Genomic DNA, 19688 nt, shown 5'->3' with positions numbered 1-19688 from the left:
TGGTTGCTGGTGGATTAAGCGCGTTTAAAGTTGCCGTGTACAACATTATCCCTGTTCTCTAATGCTCCCATGTAATCAGCGTACCATTGAAGCATTTCTCTACGGCCATCGATATACTGAGCATGGTTATACGTTCCACGGATAGAGTTTTTATCAACGTGCGCTAGCTGTGTCTCAATCCATGCAGTGTTATAGCCTTGTTCGTGTAGGATGGTGCTCATTGTGTGCCTGAATCCGTGGCCTGTGGCTCTGCCATCATAACCAATACGCTTTATGACCTGATTTATTGCCGCTTCACTCATTGGCTTAGAAGCATCATTCCTGCCATGAAAGATATACTTAAAGCGCCCTGTTAAAGTTTGTATTTCTCTGAATAATTCTAACGCCTGTGTAGAGAGTGGCACCATGTGAGGACGACGCATTTTCATACGCTCTTTTGGAATTTCCCAAATAGCTTTATCAAAATCAATTTCTAGCCATTCAGCAGCCCTAAGCTCAATAGTACGAACACCTGTTATCATTAATAGCTTTGTCGCAATCTGAGTGATCTTACTTCCACTACATACAGATAGTGCCTGTAAAAACTCAGGTAACTCATTAACGTTTAAATGGGGAAAGTGTTTTGCTTTTGGTGTAGACAGTGCGCCAGCTAATTCTGATGCAGGATTATACTCTGCCCGCCCCGTCACAATTGCATAACGGAATACTTGGTTACATGCCTGTCTTATCTTCTTTAGCTTATCCAACACACCACGCTTTTCTAATTTTCTAAGCACCTCTAGCATATCTAGCGGCTTAATTTCCGTAATGCTAGCTTTACCAATATAAGGGAAGATATCTTTCTGGAAGGCTTCTAATAAGTCATCAGCGTAGCCTTGCGACCAATTCGGCTTTTTATAGTCATGCCATTCAAGTGTGATTTTCTCAAAGCTATTATTTACCTGAGACTCTTTTTCTCGCTTTTCGGCTTTCTTTACCAACGATGGATCATCACCTAACGCCAATATGCGCTTGGCTTCTTCTCTTTTCGCCCTAGCTTGTGCGAGTGATATTGATGGATATACACCTAAAGCCAGCCTTTTCTCTTTACCGGCATATCTATATTTCATGCGCCAATACTTAGAGCCATTCGGCGCAATTTCTAAATACATGCCCCCACCGTCAGAAAGTTTATACGCTTTCTCTTTGGGCTTGGAAGTGTCTACTTGTCTGGCTGTTAGCTTCATTTGGGGGCACCAATTTTCATTGAACGGGGTAATACCCCCAATTATGCCCCCACATATATGTAGATTTCAATAGACGTGACTAGACCTTGGAATACTATAGATTCTTGTGAACACTGATTTTATAAGGGTTTTATAGACTGTTGTAGACGTTGAAATACTTGAGAATGGTACGCCCTACAGGATTCGAACCTGTGACCTACGGCTTAGAAGGCCGTTGCTCTATCCAACTGAGCTAAGGGCGCATTGATAATGCGGGCAGCCTATCTGGCTGATGGCGTTGAATTATACGGTTGCTGAGCGCTGAGTCAATGGCTTTTCGCTACTAAAATAACTATATGCTCATTTTATGTAACAGTTTGAACTGACAAGGGCGTTAACTTCTGACAAAATAGAGTCATTACTGTGTCTCATATATGGATTAAGTTACAGATGTTAGCAAAAATTATTGATGGGAAAACGATTGCGCAGACAATTAGGCAAGAAGTTGCCCAAAAAGTACAATTACGTTTAGAACAAGGAAAACGTGCTCCCGGCCTTGCCGTTATTTTAGTCGGTGCTAACCCTGCTTCACAAATCTATGTCGGCAGTAAACGCCGTGCTTGTGAAGAAGTCGGTTTTATTTCGCGTTCTTATGATTTACCGGACACAACGACAGAAGCAGAATTACTCAAGTTAATTGATGATTTAAACCAAGACCCTGAAATTGATGGCATTTTAGTTCAACTTCCATTACCTGCGGGGATTGATAACGTCAAAGTCATTGAGCGTATTCACCCAGACAAAGACGTTGATGGGTTTCATCCATACAATGTCGGCCGCCTGTGCCAACGGGCACCACGCCTTCGCCCATGCACCCCAAAAGGGATTGTTACGCTACTTGAACGTTGTGGTATCAACACCTATGGTTTAAATGCTGTAATTATTGGTGCATCGAACATTGTTGGTCGTCCAATGAGCCTAGAGCTTCTGCTAGCAGGCTGCACCACAACAGTAACCCACCGCTTTACTAAAGATTTAGAGCACCACGTTCGCCATGCTGATTTAGTCGTCGTCGCTGTGGGGAAACCTAATTTTATTCCTGGAGAATGGATTAAACCAGGGGCAATTGTGGTCGATGTCGGCATCAACCGTTTAGAGAGCGGAAAAGTCACAGGAGATGTCGATTTTGACGAAGCTGCGAAAAACGCCGCTTGGATAACCCCGGTTCCTGGTGGTGTTGGCCCAATGACCGTTGCGACTTTAATTCAAAACACCCTTCAGGCATGTGAAGAGTACCACGATATTTAATGTAATTTTGGAGTTTTCATGGATATATTCAATTTAAATGGCCACCCACACGTAGAACTGTGTGATTTGCTAAAAATTGAAGGCTGGGCGGAAAGCGGTGCAATGGCAAAAGCTATGATTGCAGATGGCTTAGTTGAAGTTGATGGCGTGGTCGAAACACGCAAGCGCTGTAAAATTGTCGCGGGTAAAATCGTTTCAATGGGTAGTGAAAAGATTAAAGTTGTAGAATAATACCTTTAGGTAGGCTGAAAAATTTCAGCCTACCTCTTTCTAAAGTCAGCAATGCCCTCTCTCCGCCTTTTCTTTACAGCAACAATATTTACGCTAAGAACGATAAAACGCTTTTTAGGTTTCAGATAGATTTTTTCTTTGGCCATTTTTCACTGCAATAAGCATTTAAATAACTAGGCATATAAAAAATCAATTTATTGTTTTATATAAAAAAAATATTTCAGCACTCACTTCAGCTTTGTCATAAAACAGACAAATCACGCCCTTAAAAAATTTAACTTAGCTCTCATTTTTTGTATTTCACACCTTAATTGCATAGACAAGATTAAACGATTCAGCTAGTATTGTTAACGATAACATGATTAACAAGTAATCAGATCCGCTTGCAGGTCTTCTGGCTGATCCGGCTATGAATAATAATCAGGAGAAATTATGTTTAACTTACCAATAAGCGATATTCACCTTGCAGCTGCTGCATCTGATAAAAAAAATGCAATCGAACAGGTTGCCAATGCCTTAGAAAATGCAGGTTATGCAAAAAGCGGTTATGTGCAAGGAATGCTTAACCGAGAAAACCAAGCTCCTACCTTTTTAGGAAATGGTATTGCTATTCCACACGGGACAACAGAAACGCGAGATCAGGTATTGAAAACAGGTTTTGCTGTCTTTCAATTTCCTGATGGTATTGATTGGGGTGATAACCAAACAGCTTATATTGTTATTGGCATTGCCGCTCAATCAAATGAGCATCTCGAATTGCTTCGCCAATTAACCCACATAATCAGTGATGAACACACCGCTGATGCAATGGCTAAAGCTGACACAGCCGAAACCTTAAAGCAACTTATAATGGGTGAGCGCACAATTCAGCCAGTAAAATTTGATGACTCCATGGTCACGGTAAGTGCTCAGGTTGATAATATAAATACATTGAAAATACAGAATATTATTAGCCTACAAAACGCCGAAGCTATTAGTACCGACTTTATTACCCAAGTTCTTACTCAAACACCATCATATTTAGGTCAAGGTATTTGGTTAAGTGATAGCCCTATCGGAAATATTCAGAATGCGATTGCGCTATCGACAGTAAAAAGATCATTTAACTTTCAAGGTAACCCTGTCAACGTCCTAATTACACTCTCTTACGCTAATTATCAAATAGAGACTTTGTTACTAAAAATAAGCAATTTATTGAAAAATAAAGAAGCGAATCGCATTCTTGAAAATGATAACGTTAACAAACTAATTAATTTATTGCGCCCTGATGACTCACACGCAGAAAGCGAATCATTGAACACAAATACATCTGGCATGACTCAGGACTTCACCATTCTTAACCCACATGGGTTACATACGCGACCTAGCACACTATTAGTCACCGCCATTAAGCAATTCGAAAGCAAGATTACAGTCAGTAATCTTGATGGTACTGCGACTCCCGTAAATGGTCGAAGCTTAATGAAAATTGTCAGCTTAGGCGCTAAATGTGGGCATCGCTTACGTATTCACGCAGAAGGTGTAGATGCACAAGAAGCCATTGCTACCATTGGTGAGGCAATCAATTCAGGACTTGGAGAAAAAGTCGCATGAGCAGAAGAGTCGCAACGATCACGTTAAACCCTGCCTACGATTTGGTTGGGTTATTACCTGATATTCATCGCGGTGATGTGAACTTAGTCAAAACGGCGGGTCTTCATGCCGCTGGAAAAGGCATAAATGTGGCTAAGGTGCTTAAAAATTTAGGAATTGATGTCACTGTTGGTGGTTTTTTGGGTAAGGAAAACCAAGATGGCTTCCAAAAAGCATTCAGTGAAACCGGGATTGCTAACCGCTTTCAAGTCGTCGAAGGTCGTACTCGTATCAATGTCAAACTAACAGAGCATACGGGAGCTGTTACCGATTTTAATTTTTCAGGATTCAGTGTCACCAAAGCGGATTGGCAACGCTTCGTCACCGATTCATTAAGCTGGGCGGGTCAGTTCGATATGATTTGCGTCAGTGGCAGTTTACCTCAGGGTGTTGATTTAAATGATTTTACGCATTGGATGTTACGCCTTAGAGAACAATGTATGTGTGTCATTTTTGATAGTAGCCGCGAGGCCTTTGTCGCTGGGCTCAAAGCGTCTCCTTGGTTAGTAAAACCGAATCACCGTGAACTTGAAATTTGGGCAGGAAAACCTCTCCCTACCCAGCAAGATATCGTAAATGCTGCAAATCAACTTCGACAACAAGGTATTGCCCATGTGGTGGTCTCTTTAGGCGAAAAAGGCGCTATGTGGGTCAACTCCTCCGGCGCTTGGTTTGCTAAACCACCTGAGTGTGAGGTTATCAGCACCGTTGGCGCAGGGGATTCAATGGTAGGCGGATTAATTTACGGGCTAATGATGAGACAAACAAGTGATCACACACTACGCTTAGCTACCGCGGTTTCTGCACTTGCAGTCTCTCAACCCAATGTCGGTATCACAGACCGAGCACAACTTGCGTATATGATGACGAAGGTTGACTTACAACCATTTACGGCTGAATGAGGATGAAAGTCATGAAAATATTAGTCGCACCAAGCCACCAGCAAGGCCCTGCAATTTGTTGGCTAGCTATCGATGCCTTAAAAAATGTATCTGCCTCACAAAATATCACTTTCACTGAACAACTTACTGATGCTGATATCGTGATTTGTTTTGATACTCAGTTGCCTGAAAACTTTAATTGCACAGATAAAAAAATCTATTTCGGTCCCCCCGATATCGCAGTGAGGCAACCCGCTGAATTTTTGGCATCTGCAATTAACGAAGCGACACTTTGTGAGCAGAAAATCACCGAGCCACAGCATGCAAAATCTTACTCTGTATTAGCCGTTACCGCTTGCCCGACAGGGGTTGCGCACACCTATATGTCTGCAGAAGCACTTGAAGCTGAAGCAAAAAAACGCGGCTGGAATATCAAAGTCGAAACCCGCGGATCTGTCGGGGTTGGAAATGAAATTACACCAGAAGAAATAGCACAAGCCGACTTAGTCATTGTCGCAGCCGATATCGAAGTCAATGTGGATAAGTTTGCGGGGAAACCCATGTACCGCACCTCCACCAGTGCTGCATTGAAGAAAACAGCACAAGAATTAGATAAAGCAATAAAAGAGGCCATTACATTCACACCTCAAAGCGGAAAAAAATCATCGCAATCAAGTGGATCTAATGAGAAACGTGGAGTCTATAAGCACTTACTCACTGGGGTATCATACATGCTCCCGATGGTTGTCGCTGGAGGGTTGTGTACTGCGCTTTCATTTGCATTTGGCTTAGATGCATCCAATGTAGAAGGCTCTCTAGCTTGGGCGCTTAGCCTAATTGGCGGACAAACCGCGCTTGCGCTGATGGTGCCCGTGTTATCCGGTTATATCGCCTATTCCATTGCTGACAGAACGGGGCTAACCCCAGGTTTGGTCGGTGGGGTACTTGCGACCACTTTAGGTGCTGGATTTTTGGGTGGTATCATTTCCGGTTTCCTTGCCGGTTATAGTGCTCACTTTATTAGTACCCGACTAAAATTGCCGCAAACGATGGAAGCGTTAAAGCCAATTCTAATCGTACCGCTTATTTCCACTTTATTTACAGGTTTAGCGATGATCTATGTCATTGGCCACCCTGTAGCGTGGTTAATGGATTGGCTAACTCACTGGTTAAATACCATGGGAACCACTAATGCGGTGATCTTAGGCGCAATTCTAGGGGCGATGATGTGTACGGATATGGGAGGCCCAGTCAATAAAGCGGCATATGCCTTTGGTGTCGGTCTATTAAGTTCACAAACCTATGCACCAATGGCAGCAATTATGGCGGCAGGAATGGTGCCACCTCTGGCAATGGGCGTTGCAACCCTATTAGCACGACATAAATTTGTTCCTGCTGAACGCGAAGCGGGTAAAGCCTCTTTTGTTCTCGGTTTATGTTTTATTTCAGAAGGTGCAATCCCATTTGCGGCCAAAGACCCGATTCGTGTTCTTCCTGTTTGCATTATTGGTGGCGCAATAACAGGGGCGCTATCCATGTACTTTGGTATTCAGTTAATGGCACCTCACGGTGGTTTATTTGTGCTGTTAATACCCGGAGCTATTAATCATGTATTGATGTATTTATTCGCGATAGTGGCTGGTACGGTGGTTTCAGGTGTGCTTTATGCCATTGTCAAAAAAGCAACGCCTAAAGAAGCCCAACAAGCAATGGCGAGTATCGCTTAATCACACAACTTTAAGTTCCATTCCTAGTCCCTGTTGGTAGTCTTACTTCCCCCTTAACTGGGGGATTTTTTATCCATTTAATCACGTCCCTATGAGGTTTGCCGCATATTCATCATTAAAATGAAGTAGAGAAACACCGTTATGAGATTGATATAACTCTGATTTTGCTCTAATCTTAGCTTTTTCATCCCCGACTTTATCCGCGTAATTGGATAACTCATACCAATCATTTTTTTCAATTACCATTTCAGACCAGTTTGTGACATGTACAACTCTCATAGAAACTGATTTTCCATTTTTAGCAATACATACTGTACGGTTATCAATATCAAGATAACCCAATTTATTTTCAGATAAAGCACAAGGAAAAGAGGAAACTATATATTCGCCATATTGCTTAATTTTGGGATGACTAAAATATCGAGGAACATTATTCTCCAAAAAACTATTATCTGACGCTAAGACAAGTAAAACATCTGGTGCATTAGTGAGTAATTCATCGAAATGTTTTGTTAGATGCGCTATATTCACTGGCGTTTTTTCAACAACAGTATTCGCATTTATGGTTCCCTGAGAACGTATTTCCCCAATCTCAAATTTTTTGACCATATTCCTAGAACTTGGTTTTACTCGGGTTTCTACATTCACTGTTTTATCTGTATTTTTAATTACTCTAATTAATGTGCTAAACCAATTATATAAACGATTTTTTAATTTATGCGTATTACTAGGCCTCTTAACATTAGTGCTATTTATTAATCTAATAGTGTCATATACTTTATTTCCTCTTTTACTATCGTGCACTCGAAAAAAATTAAAGTTCGCGTTAATTGTATTAACCTTTTTAGACATAATCCCCCCTATATTATTGTTGTTAATTTAAACTATGCTCCATTAACAACGATTATTTTATAAGTGAATAATCATGTCTTTCAAATTTAGCCATCCAAATAAAAGCGGCTAGATATCTATATCTAACCGCTTAAATATTTATAACTTTTTTTAACTCAATTAGCATTCGAAATATGACTAATATTAATACGCCAAATAGTTCGTGTTGTGGCTAGGCACCGAACACGGATAACTTGGGGAGCATACAAAAGTATGTGACCCAAGTAGCCAAGTGATGACAACACCGCCACAGCGCGAAATATGACGCGTATTATTTGCGACGCCACGTAGTGCCAGATGCACCATCTTCAAGCACTATCCCCATGGCAGTAAGTTCATCACGAGCCGCATCCGCTTGCGCCCAATCTTTATTCTTACGTGCATCTAGACGTTGTTGAATTAATGCCTCAATTTTTGCCACTTCCGCATCATCTTCAGTTTGTGCGCCGCCTTTTAAAAAGACTTCTGGGTCTTGTTCTAGTAAACCCAGCACGCTTGCTAACTCACGCAATTGTGCAGCCATACCATTTGCTGCTGACATATCTTCTGATTTCAAGCGGTTAACTTCACGAACCATATCAAATAGTACCGAATAGGCTTCAGGTGTATTAAAGTCATCATTCATCGCTTCAATGAAACGTGCTTTAAACTCATCTCCACCTGCTGGTACGGCTGACTTATCTGTACCACGTAATGCCGTGTACATGCGCTCAAGCGCAGTACGTGCCTGTTTCAAGTTCTCTTCTGTGTAATTAAGTTGGCTGCGGTAATGGCCTGACAACAGAAAATAACGCACCGTTTCTGCATCGTAATACTCAAGCACATCACGAATAGTAAAGAAGTTATTGAGAGACTTAGACATTTTTTCTCTATCGACCATCACCATTCCTGAATGCATCCAATAATTCACATAAGGGCCATCATGGGCACAGGTCGATTGAGCAATTTCATTTTCATGGTGAGGGAACATTAAATCAGAGCCGCCACCGTGAATATCAAAATGGTTACCTAACGTTTTACTGTTCATAGCCGAACATTCAATGTGCCATCCAGGGCGGCCTAAGCCCCACGGGGACTCCCAGCTCGGCTCCCCCTCTTTAGACATTTTCCATAAGACGAAATCCATCGGATTGCGTTTTACATCAGCCACTTCAACGCGAGCTCCCGCTTGTAGCTGTTCTAAGTCTTGACGTGATAACTGGCCATAGTTTGGATCGGTTTTCACCTCAAACATCACATCGCCATTCGTCGCGACATAAGCATGACCACGTGCAATCAAGCTTTGAGTTAATTCAATAATTTCATCAATATGACGAGTTGCTCGTGGTTCGCTATCTGGACGCAAAATATTCAATGCATCAAAATCTTTATGCATTTCTGCCAACATGCGCGTAGTAAGCTCTTCTACACTTTCATTATTTTCTGCTGCACGTTTAATGATTTTATCGTCAATATCAGTCACGTTGCGTACATAATTTAAGTCGTAACCCAAATAACGTAAATAACGGCTAATTGCATCAAACGCCACAAATGTACGGCCATGGCCGATATGACACAAGTCGTAGATAGTGATGCCACACACATACATCCCAATCTTCCCTGCGTGGATGGGCTTAAACTCTTCTTTTTGACGACTTAGTGTATTAAAAATTTGTAGCATCTGAACTTTTCCATTTATTTGAAAAATGATTATCGATTTTTACCGATAAAATATCATGTTATTGAACCCCGATCATCTTAAGAATGCAAGGGTTTACCCCGCTTCCTTTTCAGTTTACTCATTGGGTTTAATACACATCTATTATGCTATAAAACTGCCGACTAAGCTTCCTTCCGCTTCAAGTCAGGTTTTATCTGTGATATAAACGTGCTGATCTCAACGCTTACGCAAGTTAGCGCACAAAAAACAATTATTCAGGATAGCTATTATGGTTACATTTCATACCAATCACGGTGACATTGTTATCAAAACGTTTGACGATAAAGCCCCCGTTACTGTCGAAAACTTTTTAACTTACTGCCGTGAAGGTTTTTACAATAATACCATTTTCCATCGTGTTATTAATGGCTTCATGATCCAAGGCGGTGGTTTTGAGCCGGGCATGGAACAAAAAAACACTAAAGCACCTATCAAAAATGAAGCTAACAACGGTGTAAAAAATACCCGTGGTACTTTAGCAATGGCTCGTACAAACGACCCACACTCTGCAACAGCACAATTTTTCATCAACGTGGCTGATAATGACTTCTTAAACTTCCGTTCAGAACGCCCTGACGGATGGGGTTACTGCGTGTTTGCTGAAGTGGTTGAAGGTATGGACGTTGTTGACAAAATCAAAGGGGTCTCAACAGGCCGTAGTGGCTTCCACCAAGACGTTCCTCGCGAAGACGTCATCATTGAAAAAGTGACTGTCAGCGAGTAAACCTGAACGCATGTCCACTTACATCATTGCAGATTTGCATTTGAGTGAAGATGAACCGGCGATCACCGCCGGTTTTATTAATTTCATTCAACAGCAAGCCATCCATGCCGAAAGCCTGTATATTCTCGGTGATTTTTTTAATTATTGGGTGGGCGATGATGATACCAATCCGCTACATCAGCAAGTTGCCAACGAACTAAAACAGCTCACTGACCGTGGAGTTCCTTGCTATTTCATTCATGGAAATCGGGATTTTTTAATTGGTAAACGCTATGCGAAACAGTGTGGCATGACCATACTCCCACAAGAAACATTGCTCGAACTTTATGGTAAGCGTATTTTAATTCTGCATGGTGATACTTTATGCACCGATGATGCCGCCTATCAAAATTACCGTAAAAAAGTTCACACACCTTGGATCCAACGAGTATTTTTACTACTCCCTCTCTTCATACGTCGCCGTATCGCACAAAAAATGCGGCAAAACAGCCAATATGCAAGCAGCATGAAAGCCGAATCGATTATGGACGTCAATTCAAAAGCCGTTATTGATGCATTACAAAGGCACCAAGCGCAATGGATGATCCATGGTCATACTCACCGGCCTGCCATTCATGAGATAAATGTTGGCGGTAAATTGCATTATCGGGGTGTATTAGGTGCATGGCACCACGAAGGTTCCGCCTTTGTGATTAACGAGCAAGGTATTGAGCTGATTTTCTTTCCCTTTGAGTAAGTTCGCCTAACTAACCATTTTCAATATATTTCCATGCTCGTTTGCTTAATTATTAATCACGCAAACGTTTTCCTTACTGCTTTACCATGATATGATCAAGCCAATTCAATTTCCCACCTCAGGGTGATGTTTTTTTTCAATACAGGAAAGCACCAAATGACTGCCCAAGTTCCTGCTCAATCTGCGGCAAAAATCGCCATTGTTATGGGTTCTAAAAGTGATTGGACGACCATGCAGCACGCGGCTGATGTATTATCTGAACTCCAAATTCCTTTTCATGTCGAAATCGTCTCTGCACACCGCACACCAGATAAACTATTTTCTTTTGCTGAAACCGCCAAAGTGAACGGCTTTGATGTGATTATTGCAGGCGCGGGTGGTGCCGCACATCTACCAGGAATGATTGCCGCTAAAACATTAGTCCCTGTTTTTGGGGTTCCGGTGCAAAGCGCTGCATTGAGTGGTGTTGATAGCTTATATTCTATCGTGCAAATGCCTAAAGGTATTCCTGTTGGTACGTTAGCCATCGGTAAAGCAGGTGCCGCAAACGCAGCGCTGTTAGCCGCACAAGTATTAGCGATAAGTGATACTGCTATTTTCAATCGCCTCACCGCATGGCGGGAAGCGCAAACCAAAGATGTGTTAAACAACCCAGATCCGAGGAACGCCTAATGAAACCCGTTTGCGTTCTTGGTAATGGCCAATTAGGCCGTATGCTGCGCCAAGCTGGCGAGCCATTAGGCATTGCCGTCTTTCCTGTTGGGCTTGATGCCGAGCCGGAAGCGGTTCCTTATCAACAAAGCGTCATCACCGCGGAAATTGAACGCTGGCCAGAAACCCCACTAACAAAAGAATTAGCTCGCCATAATGCCTTTATTAATCGTGATATTTTTCCACGTTTAGCGGATAGGTTTCCACAAAAAAGCATATTTGATAGCTTAAATTTAGCTACCGCGCCGTGGGCGTTACTTGAATCCCCTGAGCAATGGCCTGAACTTTTCGCCACCTTAGGTGATTTTTTGATCGTGAAACGCAGAACGGGCGGCTATGACGGCCGCGGCCAATGGCGTGTTCGCCCCGGCGATGAAAAAGAGCTACCAGCAGAAATTTATGGTGAGTGCATCGTTGAACAAGGTATCCCATTTGATGCCGAAGTTTCTGTGATTGGGGCGCGTAATGCTGCGGGTGAGTCTGTTTTTTATCCGATCACCCATAATTTACACCAAGAAGGTATTTTGCGGACAAGTGTGGCTTTCCCTAAGTCAACTAACCCACAACAAGAACACGCTCAAGCCATGCTTAGCGCGGTCATGGATGAGTTAGGATATATTGGTGTGATGGCCATGGAATGCTTTGTCGTAGGTGATAACCTACTGATTAACGAGATTGCGCCTCGAGTACACAATAGCGGCCATTGGACACAAAATGGCGCATCCATTAGCCAATTTGAGCTGCATTTACGTGCCATATTAGACCTACCGATGCCGTCACCTGAAGTGTATAGCCCTGCTGTTATGGTCAATTTAATCGGTACTGATGTAAATATAGACTGGCTGAGCTTACCCCTCGTTCACCTTCACTGGTATGAAAAAGAGGTACGCCCTGCTCGTAAAGTTGGCCATTTAAACCTTTCTCATAGTGACCACGACCAGTTATCTGCAACACTTAACGCATTGACTTCACTTTTGCCAAATGAGTACAAAAGTGGCATTGAGTGGGCAAATGCAAAATTAGACTGGTACTCTCATCAATAAATAGGGAAAATAGCCCTATTCGATGCCCGAAACTATTTTCGGGCATTATGCTATTTTCGCCGTCATCCAGAAAACAAATATCCTGATTTAAGGTGTGCGGCATTACTGGAGTCAATATGTCCTCGCAGACTTTTAGTCCGTTTTATCAGTGGTGCATTCTTATTCTGTTAGGGCTGGTTTACTTTTTAGCCACCGCGACAACCTTTACCTCTCTTGGTGTGGTTTTACCTGAGATGATAAGTGAGCTCAAATGGAGCTGGAGCGAGGCTGGATTTGGTTTTACGCTGCTGGGCTTAACCTGTGGACTGGCGAGTTTCCTCCCGTCTCTGTTGATCCGTAAAGTCGGTGTACGGGTTACTTTATTGCTAGGCACCAGTGTATTTGTTGCCGGCTTTTACAGTCTGTATTCCACCCATGCCATTAGCACCTATTTTTTAGGCACAGCATTAATTGGTATTGGTTTCACCTTACTCGCCACCGTTCCGGGGACTTACGTACTTTCGCGGTTATTTGAAAAACAATCCCTTGCCTTTGGGTTATATTTCACCATCGGGGGCCTGGGGGGTGTTGCAGGCCCTTGGATTTACTTTTACGCATCAAACCAATTAGGCTCATGGCGCATGCATTGGGTTCTATGTGCCGTTTATCTTAGCATCGTCACGTTAATCACGATTTTTATGCTACGTGAAGGTAAAAAAGAGCAAGAGCACGCAAAAAAGGTGATGCAGAAACAAGTTAGTGATGCAAGTAAGCCTATTTATCGCACTGCTGAAGTATGGACCGTCGGCAGAGCGCTACGGACATGGCAGTTCTACTTGATTGCTGCGACTTATACCTCGTTTTTATGGTGCGGGATCACAGTAAACAGTTTTGCCGTTGCCCATATTGAAGAGCGTGGATTTGGTATGACGGTTGCGGTTTCATTACTCAGCACAATGGCTTTCGTTAATGCATTTTCAAGATTTATTGGTGGGGCGGCGGGTGAATGGTTAGAACCGAAGAAACTATTAATCGGTAGCCTAATTATCATGGTGTTAGGTGTTATTTTCCTCAGTATTGCCACCTCATGGCTTTGGCTTATTCTGTTTGTGTTATGCGTGGGTATTGGCTACGGCATGACCTTTTTGGCATCCAGTGTTTTACTGTCAAATTATTTTGGTCGAGGCCCATACCTAGAGCTATTTTCTGTGGTGAATTTAATCTCAACCGTTGCCTGTTTAGCGCCTTTCATTGCCGGTGGTATCAAAGACTTAACTGGCAGTTTCACCCCTGCATTTTTGGTTATTGCCGCGCCTGTTATCATCATTTTATTGCTTACTTTGATGATGAAGCCCCCTGCCCTCTATCACAAATAAAAAATCCCGAGTGATTAACTCGGGAAAAATTGAAACCAAAGGGAAAATAAGCTTAAGACCAGATATTGGATCAAAACATACCGTTTATTTGCGCCTCCGAAAACCAAACAGAGGCGCAAAATTAATTAAGGTTTTAACAACTCGGGGACTTTTAATAAGATAAATTCGTTATCATCCGCTTTATTTGGTTCGCGGCTAGATGAAAACGGAAAATTATTGTCATTACCAACAATAATATGTTCACTATCAACCATATCAACGTTTTCAATGGTGAAGAATGGGAAGGTAAACACGCCATCATTTAGCGGCTTTCTTGCCATATTATTCGGGTCTTTGATATTCATCAAATCAATATAAGCCTGCTTATCTACTGGTTTGCCTATATTGTTATCTGAAAATTCAATACGATAGACTCGCTTAAATTTAGCGAGATTACTGAAGCAATTTTCCGTATTAGCACTTTTCGTCCCACAAGCTTTATCTGTCGTGCCTTCACCATTATCACGCTCAATAATTAAGCCGTGGGTATCATCAATGAGATTGAAATCACCAATGGCATTTTGATTGTCTTCAAAGACATACAACCAGCTTCTACCCGTCCAATCTTGTTTTTTAACATCAAACTCAAGAATACGTGCTGCGCGTTTGCCCTCAACATTCTCATAGTCTTGCTTCTCATCAAGCCAAATCGCACCTTCTAGCATTGGATAGAGCTTAGAACCGTCTGGTGATGAAGCCATACCTTCAAAACCTTTCGAACGATTAACTTGGAAAGTTACTTTATCTGCAGGTTTACCCGGTGTTGTGATTTGATAGTGATCAGGAGAAACCACTTTCTTTCCGTCAACTTGTGTTTCAAACAAGGCTAATACCTTGCCATCCAAATCCATTTTGATTAGGTAAGGGCCAAACTCATCGCCAACCCATAGAGCACCATCCGCAAATTGAAAGCTTTCAGGGTCAAAATCACTGCCTGTTAAATAGCGTTCTTTTGTGCTCTCATTCGTAATATGAAAAGGAATAATTTTATCGGGGTCATGGAAGAAAACCGTTTTTAATGGCGTTGTATTACCTGATTGAAAATCAATATCATATTGAGTGACATACAACATAGAATCAGGGGAATTTACTTTATTGCCGAATCCATTGTCGGTTAAAACCCAGTAGGTCCCGTCCGCCATGCGTTTGATACCCGAGTGCCCTTGCCGTGGCTGGCCTTTGATTGGGATATGCATTCCTGTTGGGCGATCCGCGGATTTACCTTCCACTGTCCCTAAGCTATCAACACGAGCGCCAGTGGTAAATTTACCACTTACTTGCATGTCTGAAGGTGCATTTTCGGGGGAAGAAACCGTTGAATTAACAGGAAGAATGGAGTGACCCGCCAATGTCGTGGGCACTTCTTGTTGTGCAAACCCTGTGATGCTAAATGAAATTAAACCAGCCAATAAAGAGAACGAGCCTAGCTTACGTTTAATCGAATGGTTATTCTGCATTGTTATGTTTCCATTATAAGGCTATCAATAATTGATGGCGGAATCATAACGTCGATGAATGAAGATTTTATGAAGGATTTTAGACAGTTATTTTACTGAAAAACATGTATTTTATAATGTTCAATATATAGTGGTATTAAGCTATTTCCTTAATACCACTATATTTTAAATAATGCGATATGTGTTCCAGCTATCCGAGCGCAATCAACGCCCATTCAGCTTGAAGTATCACGAGTATTTAACTATTAGGTAAGCGCCGGTGTTGCCCCCCCGTCCCTAACAAACGTAGCCCCAACCAGCTACCGCAAATAGACAGTAAAATTGCTGCACACAAAGGTAAAAACACCCACATACGCCATTCTGGCTGCCAAGGAAAATCAAACACTTTACTTTGCAACAACCATAATGCAATTTCTGCCCCAAATGCCGCGGCAAGCCCTGCCATTAAGCCAAGTAAAGCAAATTCGCTCCACAGGGTTCGACGCATCAATTTTTTACTGGCTCCCAGAGTTCGGTACACCACTAATTCACGTTCCCGTTGGCTCATACCCACTTGAATTTGAGCCAATAATAGCAACAGCCCACAGAAAATAACCAGCACTACCATCACCTCAAGAGCTTGGCTCACTTGCTGAAGAATTTGCTGAATTTGGGTGATAATGGCACCGGTGTCGAGCACATTAATGGTTGGGTAATGGCGGCTAAGTTGCGTTAATAGCTGCCCATCACCTTCATAGTGGAAGCTGCTCAGCCAAGTAGCTGGCATCTGAGAAAGACTTTCTTCAGAGAAAATAAAATAGAAATTCGGGCGCAAGCTTTCCCAATCAACCGTACGAATGCTACTTACTGTCGCACTAAAGACCTGAGCCCCTGCGTTAAATGTGAGTTTATCACCTAATTTCAATCCGAGCTCTTTAACGACCGTTTGCTCAATTGAGACTTCCCCTGCTTTTGGTGGCCATGTCCCTTCGTCAACCACATTCGCTGGCGCTAAATCAGATTGCCAAGTTAGGCTTAATTCACGTCGCACGGTATTATTATTTGGATCACGTTGGTCGGCCCATTCAATCGCTGACTGGTCATTAATATTGGTTAAACGCGCTAACACCACCGGGTTGAACTCTGTGGGTTTCACATCAAACTCAGCTAATAGCTTGGTGACAGGCTCAAGCTGTGACTGGTTCATATTGATCAAGAAATAATTTGGGCTATCCGCAGGTAATTGCTGTTGCCAACGGTCAAGTAAATCACCGCGCACTAAAATCAGCAGCGCCAATAACATAAATGACAACGAAAATGCACTCATTTGTGTGATGGTCTGCAACGGCTGGCGCAGTAGGCGGCTTACCGATAAACGCAAACTTAATTGGCGGAACTTAATATGACGCAGCCCCCACAAACCAACCCAACCAATCAGCGCCAGTAGAATGGCAACCACGACAATACCGGCCAAAATTGACCACAACAGAGGGTTAACGCCAGCAAATACAAATAAGCCACCAACCACAATTAAAATAACAATCGGCAGATAATAATATAGCGGCCAAACGGGTGACTTGGCATCTTCACGTAATACTCGTGATGGCTGAGTTGCCATTAGTTGGTAATAGGGACGGCTGCCAACAATAATGGCAATAATAAATAATGTACCGATCGCCCAAACCCAAGGCATTGAACTCGCAGGCGGCAATTCCTTCGGCAACATCGCCCCTAAGATTTGCATTAAAATGCCTTCAAAAGCCAAACCTAATAGTGAGCCAAGTAAAGCTGCGGCAATTAAAATCACTAACCACTGCCCAATAATCCATTGACGTAATGCGCTACGCCCTGCCCCTAAGGTTTTTAATACAGCAATTAATTGATGGCGGCTACGGCAGTAATGCGTCATGGAAACCACGACCGCAGCAATGGCTAATAGCAGGGTTAATAAAACTGACAGCAATAAAAACTGTTGAGCACGTTGGAAGGTTTTCCCCACTGCACCGTTATTTTCGCTTAACGTAAACCAACGCTGATCATTTCGCAGTTCTTGATCATATTTTTGTTGAAATGCATCAATAAGCTGGCGATCGCCGGCAAACATGTCGCGATACGTTAATCGGCTACCTAATTGAATTGCTCCTGTTAATGGTGCATCCTCAATTGCTATTAATACTCTTGGGGCAATCTGAAAAGGATTAAAACCGCTGTCAGGCTCTTGAATTAATTTACCCGAAACTTTTAGCGTCGCATCTCCGATATCAATGTTATCCCCTACATTGAGGTTCAATAATTCTAATAACCGTGGTGCGACTAATACCTCCCCTTTTGTCGGGGTTAACCCAGCCGGTTCAGTGATAAGATCGCCATATAATGGGTATGCCTTATCCGCTGCTTTCACTAACACCAGTTGTGGCCGAGCTTCTTCATCTTCCGTCGCATAAGCCATGGTAGAAAATGATATTTGCTGGCTGAGCGTTAACCCCTCTTTTTCGGCCTCTTGTAACCATGCAGGGTCGCTTGGATGGGAAGATCGTAACACTAAGTCACCCGCTAACAGTTCACGGCTTTGGTAGCTCATACTATTTTCAATGCGATCGCTAATTCGCCCTAAAGCCAGCACACAAGCAACAGCAAGGGTAAGTGCAAGCCAAACAATCAGTAGTGAGGGGGTTTTCCATTCACGCCAAAACCAACGCCAAATCATGCTTCTTCCCTCAATTGCCCATCGACCAAGCGCAAGCGGCGTTGGCAGCGTGCAGCCAGCTCGTTATCGTGGGTAACCAAAATCAAGGTTGTTCCATGCTCTTTGTTCATGGCAAATAATAAATCAGCAATTTTATCCCCGGTGTGGCGATCGAGATTTCCCGTTGGCTCATCGGCAAATAAAATCTGTGGGCGGCCATTAAAAGCACGAGCCAGTGCAACACGCTGCTGCTCACCACCTGACAACTGTGCTGGCATATGTTTTAGGCGATCTTTTAAGCCTAAATCCGTCAGTAAACTTGCCGCGTGTTGGTAGCTTTCAGACTCAGATTCACCACGTAACAAAGAAGGAAGTTGCACATTTTCAATAGCATTTAAGGTTGGGATCAACATAAAGGATTGGAACACAAAACCGACACTTTGTGCCCGTAAGCGTGCCCGTTGTTCTTCGTCCATTTTAGTAAGGTCTTGGCCTAATAAATTAACCGTTCCACTGGAGCCGTCATCCAATCCCGCAATGATCCCTAACAAGGTTGATTTCCCCGAACCTGATTCCCCAATTAACGCAATTGTTTGCCCGGACTCGACAATTAGCTCAACTCCTTGCAATATAGTCAGTTCATGTTCACCTTGACCAACACGTTTAATGAGATGATGAACTTCAAGAATATTATTCGCCGACATATATTGGTATTTCTCCTGTTACTGACTGCAAGTGGGCACGCACTTGCGTCAACTAAGCTATTAATCTTAGGTGATAGCCTGAGTGCAGGCTACCGTTTACCGGCTGAGCAGGCTTGGGCCTCCTTGCTTGCCGAACGCTGGCAGAAGCTTTCCCCACCCGTTGCTATTGTTAACGGTAGTATTAGTGGGAATACCTCTGCACAGGGGTTAGAACGCCTTTCCGTTTTACTCGAACAAAACAAACCTAACTGGGTGTTGATCGAATTAGGTGCAAATGATGGCTTACAAGGTCTCCCAGTAGAGCAACTCGAAGCTAATTTACAGCAAATTATCGATCAAATCGTGCAATCGGGCGCGAAACCGCTCTTAATGCAAATTCGCATTCCACCTAACTATGGCAAACGTTATACGACAAGTTTCGAAAAAGTCTATCCGAAATTGGCGCAAAGTAATCAAATCCCATTACTGCCGTTTTATATGGAAACCGTGATAACTAAGCCTGAATGGATACAACAAGATGGTATTCACCCTACCGTTGAAGCCCAGCCATCCATTGCTGATTTTATGGAAAAACAGCTTTTCGAACATATTTTACCGTCTAGTAAATAAAATAGACGTTAAACAAGGGTATTAAACGCTCTTTTATACCCGAAATAAATTCAGTTGCATGAAACCAAGGT

At 42.7% G+C, this 19688-nt stretch carries 17 protein-coding genes and 1 tRNA gene; 11 read left to right on the top strand and 7 right to left on the bottom strand.

Features of this window, described 5'->3' with window-relative positions; genetic code table 11:
• Nucleotides 1–14: 14 nt before the first annotated feature.
• Both PSF42_RS07950 and PSF42_RS07945 read right to left on the bottom strand, forming a co-directional pair.
• Nucleotides 15–1226 (bottom strand): tyrosine-type recombinase/integrase, encoded by a 1212-nt coding sequence (locus tag PSF42_RS07950; RefSeq protein WP_272679779.1) that lies wholly within the window; start codon nucleotides 1224–1226, stop codon nucleotides 15–17.
• A gap of 165 nt (nucleotides 1227–1391) precedes the next feature.
• Nucleotides 1392–1468 (bottom strand) — tRNA-Arg (locus PSF42_RS07945).
• A gap of 187 nt (nucleotides 1469–1655) precedes the next feature.
• On the opposite strand from PSF42_RS07945, the gene folD reads away from it, so the two are divergent.
• The 5 genes from folD (at nucleotide 1656) to fruA (ending at nucleotide 6984) form a co-directional block, all read left to right on the top strand.
• A complete protein-coding gene (gene folD, locus PSF42_RS07940) occupies nucleotides 1656–2513 on the top strand; it encodes a bifunctional methylenetetrahydrofolate dehydrogenase/methenyltetrahydrofolate cyclohydrolase FolD (RefSeq protein ID WP_102139361.1) in 858 nt (285 codons plus the stop codon).
• Nucleotides 2514–2531: 18 nt separating this feature from the next.
• Nucleotides 2532–2744 carry a ribosome-associated protein YbcJ gene (ybcJ, locus tag PSF42_RS07935; protein WP_004260239.1) on the top strand — a complete coding sequence of 71 codons (213 nt, stop codon included), beginning with the start codon at nucleotides 2532–2534 and terminating at the stop codon, nucleotides 2742–2744.
• A gap of 432 nt (nucleotides 2745–3176) precedes the next feature.
• Complete coding sequence (gene fruB / locus PSF42_RS07930) at nucleotides 3177–4337, top strand: fused PTS fructose transporter subunit IIA/HPr protein (protein WP_125891533.1); 1161 nt, start codon at nucleotides 3177–3179, stop codon at nucleotides 4335–4337.
• Nucleotides 4334–5278, top strand: a complete 945-nt coding sequence (gene fruK, locus PSF42_RS07925) for a 1-phosphofructokinase (RefSeq protein ID WP_272679778.1) — start codon at nucleotides 4334–4336, stop codon at nucleotides 5276–5278. The genes fruB and fruK overlap by 4 nt, the downstream gene beginning before the upstream one ends.
• 11 nt (nucleotides 5279–5289) lie before the next feature.
• Nucleotides 5290–6984 (top strand): PTS fructose transporter subunit IIBC, encoded by a 1695-nt coding sequence (gene fruA, locus PSF42_RS07920; RefSeq protein ID WP_272679777.1) that lies wholly within the window; start codon nucleotides 5290–5292, stop codon nucleotides 6982–6984.
• 81 nt (nucleotides 6985–7065) lie between these two features.
• On the opposite strand, the gene PSF42_RS07915 is transcribed toward fruA, so the two are convergent.
• Together PSF42_RS07915 and cysS are read right to left on the bottom strand one after the other, a co-directional pair.
• The gene (locus PSF42_RS07915) at nucleotides 7066–7836 is read right to left on the bottom strand and encodes a hypothetical protein (RefSeq protein WP_272679776.1); all 771 of its coding nucleotides are present in this window, start codon (nucleotides 7834–7836) and stop codon (nucleotides 7066–7068) included.
• 310 nt (nucleotides 7837–8146) lie between these two features.
• The gene (gene cysS, locus PSF42_RS07910; protein WP_125891537.1) at nucleotides 8147–9535 is read right to left on the bottom strand and encodes a cysteine--tRNA ligase; all 1389 of its coding nucleotides are present in this window, start codon (nucleotides 9533–9535) and stop codon (nucleotides 8147–8149) included.
• Between the two features lie 268 nt (nucleotides 9536–9803).
• Between cysS and ppiB the strand changes: the two genes are divergently transcribed.
• The 5 genes from ppiB (at nucleotide 9804) to PSF42_RS07885 (ending at nucleotide 14143) form a co-directional block, all read left to right on the top strand.
• Nucleotides 9804–10298 (top strand): peptidylprolyl isomerase B, encoded by a 495-nt coding sequence (gene ppiB / locus PSF42_RS07905; RefSeq protein ID WP_125891538.1) that lies wholly within the window; start codon nucleotides 9804–9806, stop codon nucleotides 10296–10298.
• 10 nt (nucleotides 10299–10308) lie between these two features.
• Complete coding sequence (gene lpxH, locus PSF42_RS07900) at nucleotides 10309–11034, top strand: UDP-2,3-diacylglucosamine diphosphatase (protein WP_125891539.1); 726 nt, start codon at nucleotides 10309–10311, stop codon at nucleotides 11032–11034.
• 156 nt (nucleotides 11035–11190) lie between these two features.
• Nucleotides 11191–11706: a 5-(carboxyamino)imidazole ribonucleotide mutase gene (gene purE, locus PSF42_RS07895; protein WP_125891540.1), complete on the top strand. Its 516-nt coding sequence runs from the start codon at nucleotides 11191–11193 to the stop codon at nucleotides 11704–11706.
• Nucleotides 11706–12788, top strand: coding sequence for a 5-(carboxyamino)imidazole ribonucleotide synthase (gene purK / locus PSF42_RS07890; RefSeq protein WP_125891541.1), 1083 nt, complete (start codon nucleotides 11706–11708; stop codon nucleotides 12786–12788). Before purE ends, purK begins: the two co-directional genes overlap by 1 nt.
• A 116-nt stretch (nucleotides 12789–12904) precedes the next feature.
• Nucleotides 12905–14143 carry an MFS transporter gene (locus PSF42_RS07885; protein ID WP_213913924.1) on the top strand — a complete coding sequence of 413 codons (1239 nt, stop codon included), beginning with the start codon at nucleotides 12905–12907 and terminating at the stop codon, nucleotides 14141–14143.
• Nucleotides 14144–14268: 125 nt separating this feature from the next.
• Here PSF42_RS07885 and PSF42_RS07880 read toward each other — a convergent pair whose 3' ends face one another.
• The 3 genes from PSF42_RS07880 to ybbA form a co-directional block, all read right to left on the bottom strand.
• The gene (locus PSF42_RS07880) at nucleotides 14269–15639 is read right to left on the bottom strand and encodes an esterase-like activity of phytase family protein (RefSeq protein WP_272679775.1); all 1371 of its coding nucleotides are present in this window, start codon (nucleotides 15637–15639) and stop codon (nucleotides 14269–14271) included.
• Between the two features lie 238 nt (nucleotides 15640–15877).
• Nucleotides 15878–18325: a putative ABC transporter permease subunit YbbP gene (gene ybbP, locus PSF42_RS07875; protein WP_272679774.1), complete on the bottom strand. Its 2448-nt coding sequence runs from the start codon at nucleotides 18323–18325 to the stop codon at nucleotides 15878–15880.
• Nucleotides 18322–19008, bottom strand: a complete 687-nt coding sequence (gene ybbA, locus PSF42_RS07870; RefSeq protein ID WP_213913918.1) for a putative ABC transporter ATP-binding protein YbbA — start codon at nucleotides 19006–19008, stop codon at nucleotides 18322–18324. The genes ybbP and ybbA overlap by 4 nt, the downstream gene beginning before the upstream one ends.
• Here ybbA and tesA point away from each other — a divergent pair.
• Nucleotides 18976–19617: a multifunctional acyl-CoA thioesterase I/protease I/lysophospholipase L1 gene (gene tesA / locus PSF42_RS07865; RefSeq protein WP_036958279.1), complete on the top strand. Its 642-nt coding sequence runs from the start codon at nucleotides 18976–18978 to the stop codon at nucleotides 19615–19617. The genes ybbA and tesA overlap by 33 nt on opposite strands.
• Nucleotides 19618–19688: the final 71 nt, after the last annotated feature.

This window comes from Providencia sp. PROV032, from assembly GCF_028484875.1.
Classification (GTDB): Bacteria; Pseudomonadota; Gammaproteobacteria; order Enterobacterales; family Enterobacteriaceae; genus Providencia; species Providencia rettgeri_E.
The sequence above is the reverse complement of the archived record's forward strand: the minus strand, read 5'-3'. Positions and strand labels throughout refer to the sequence as shown.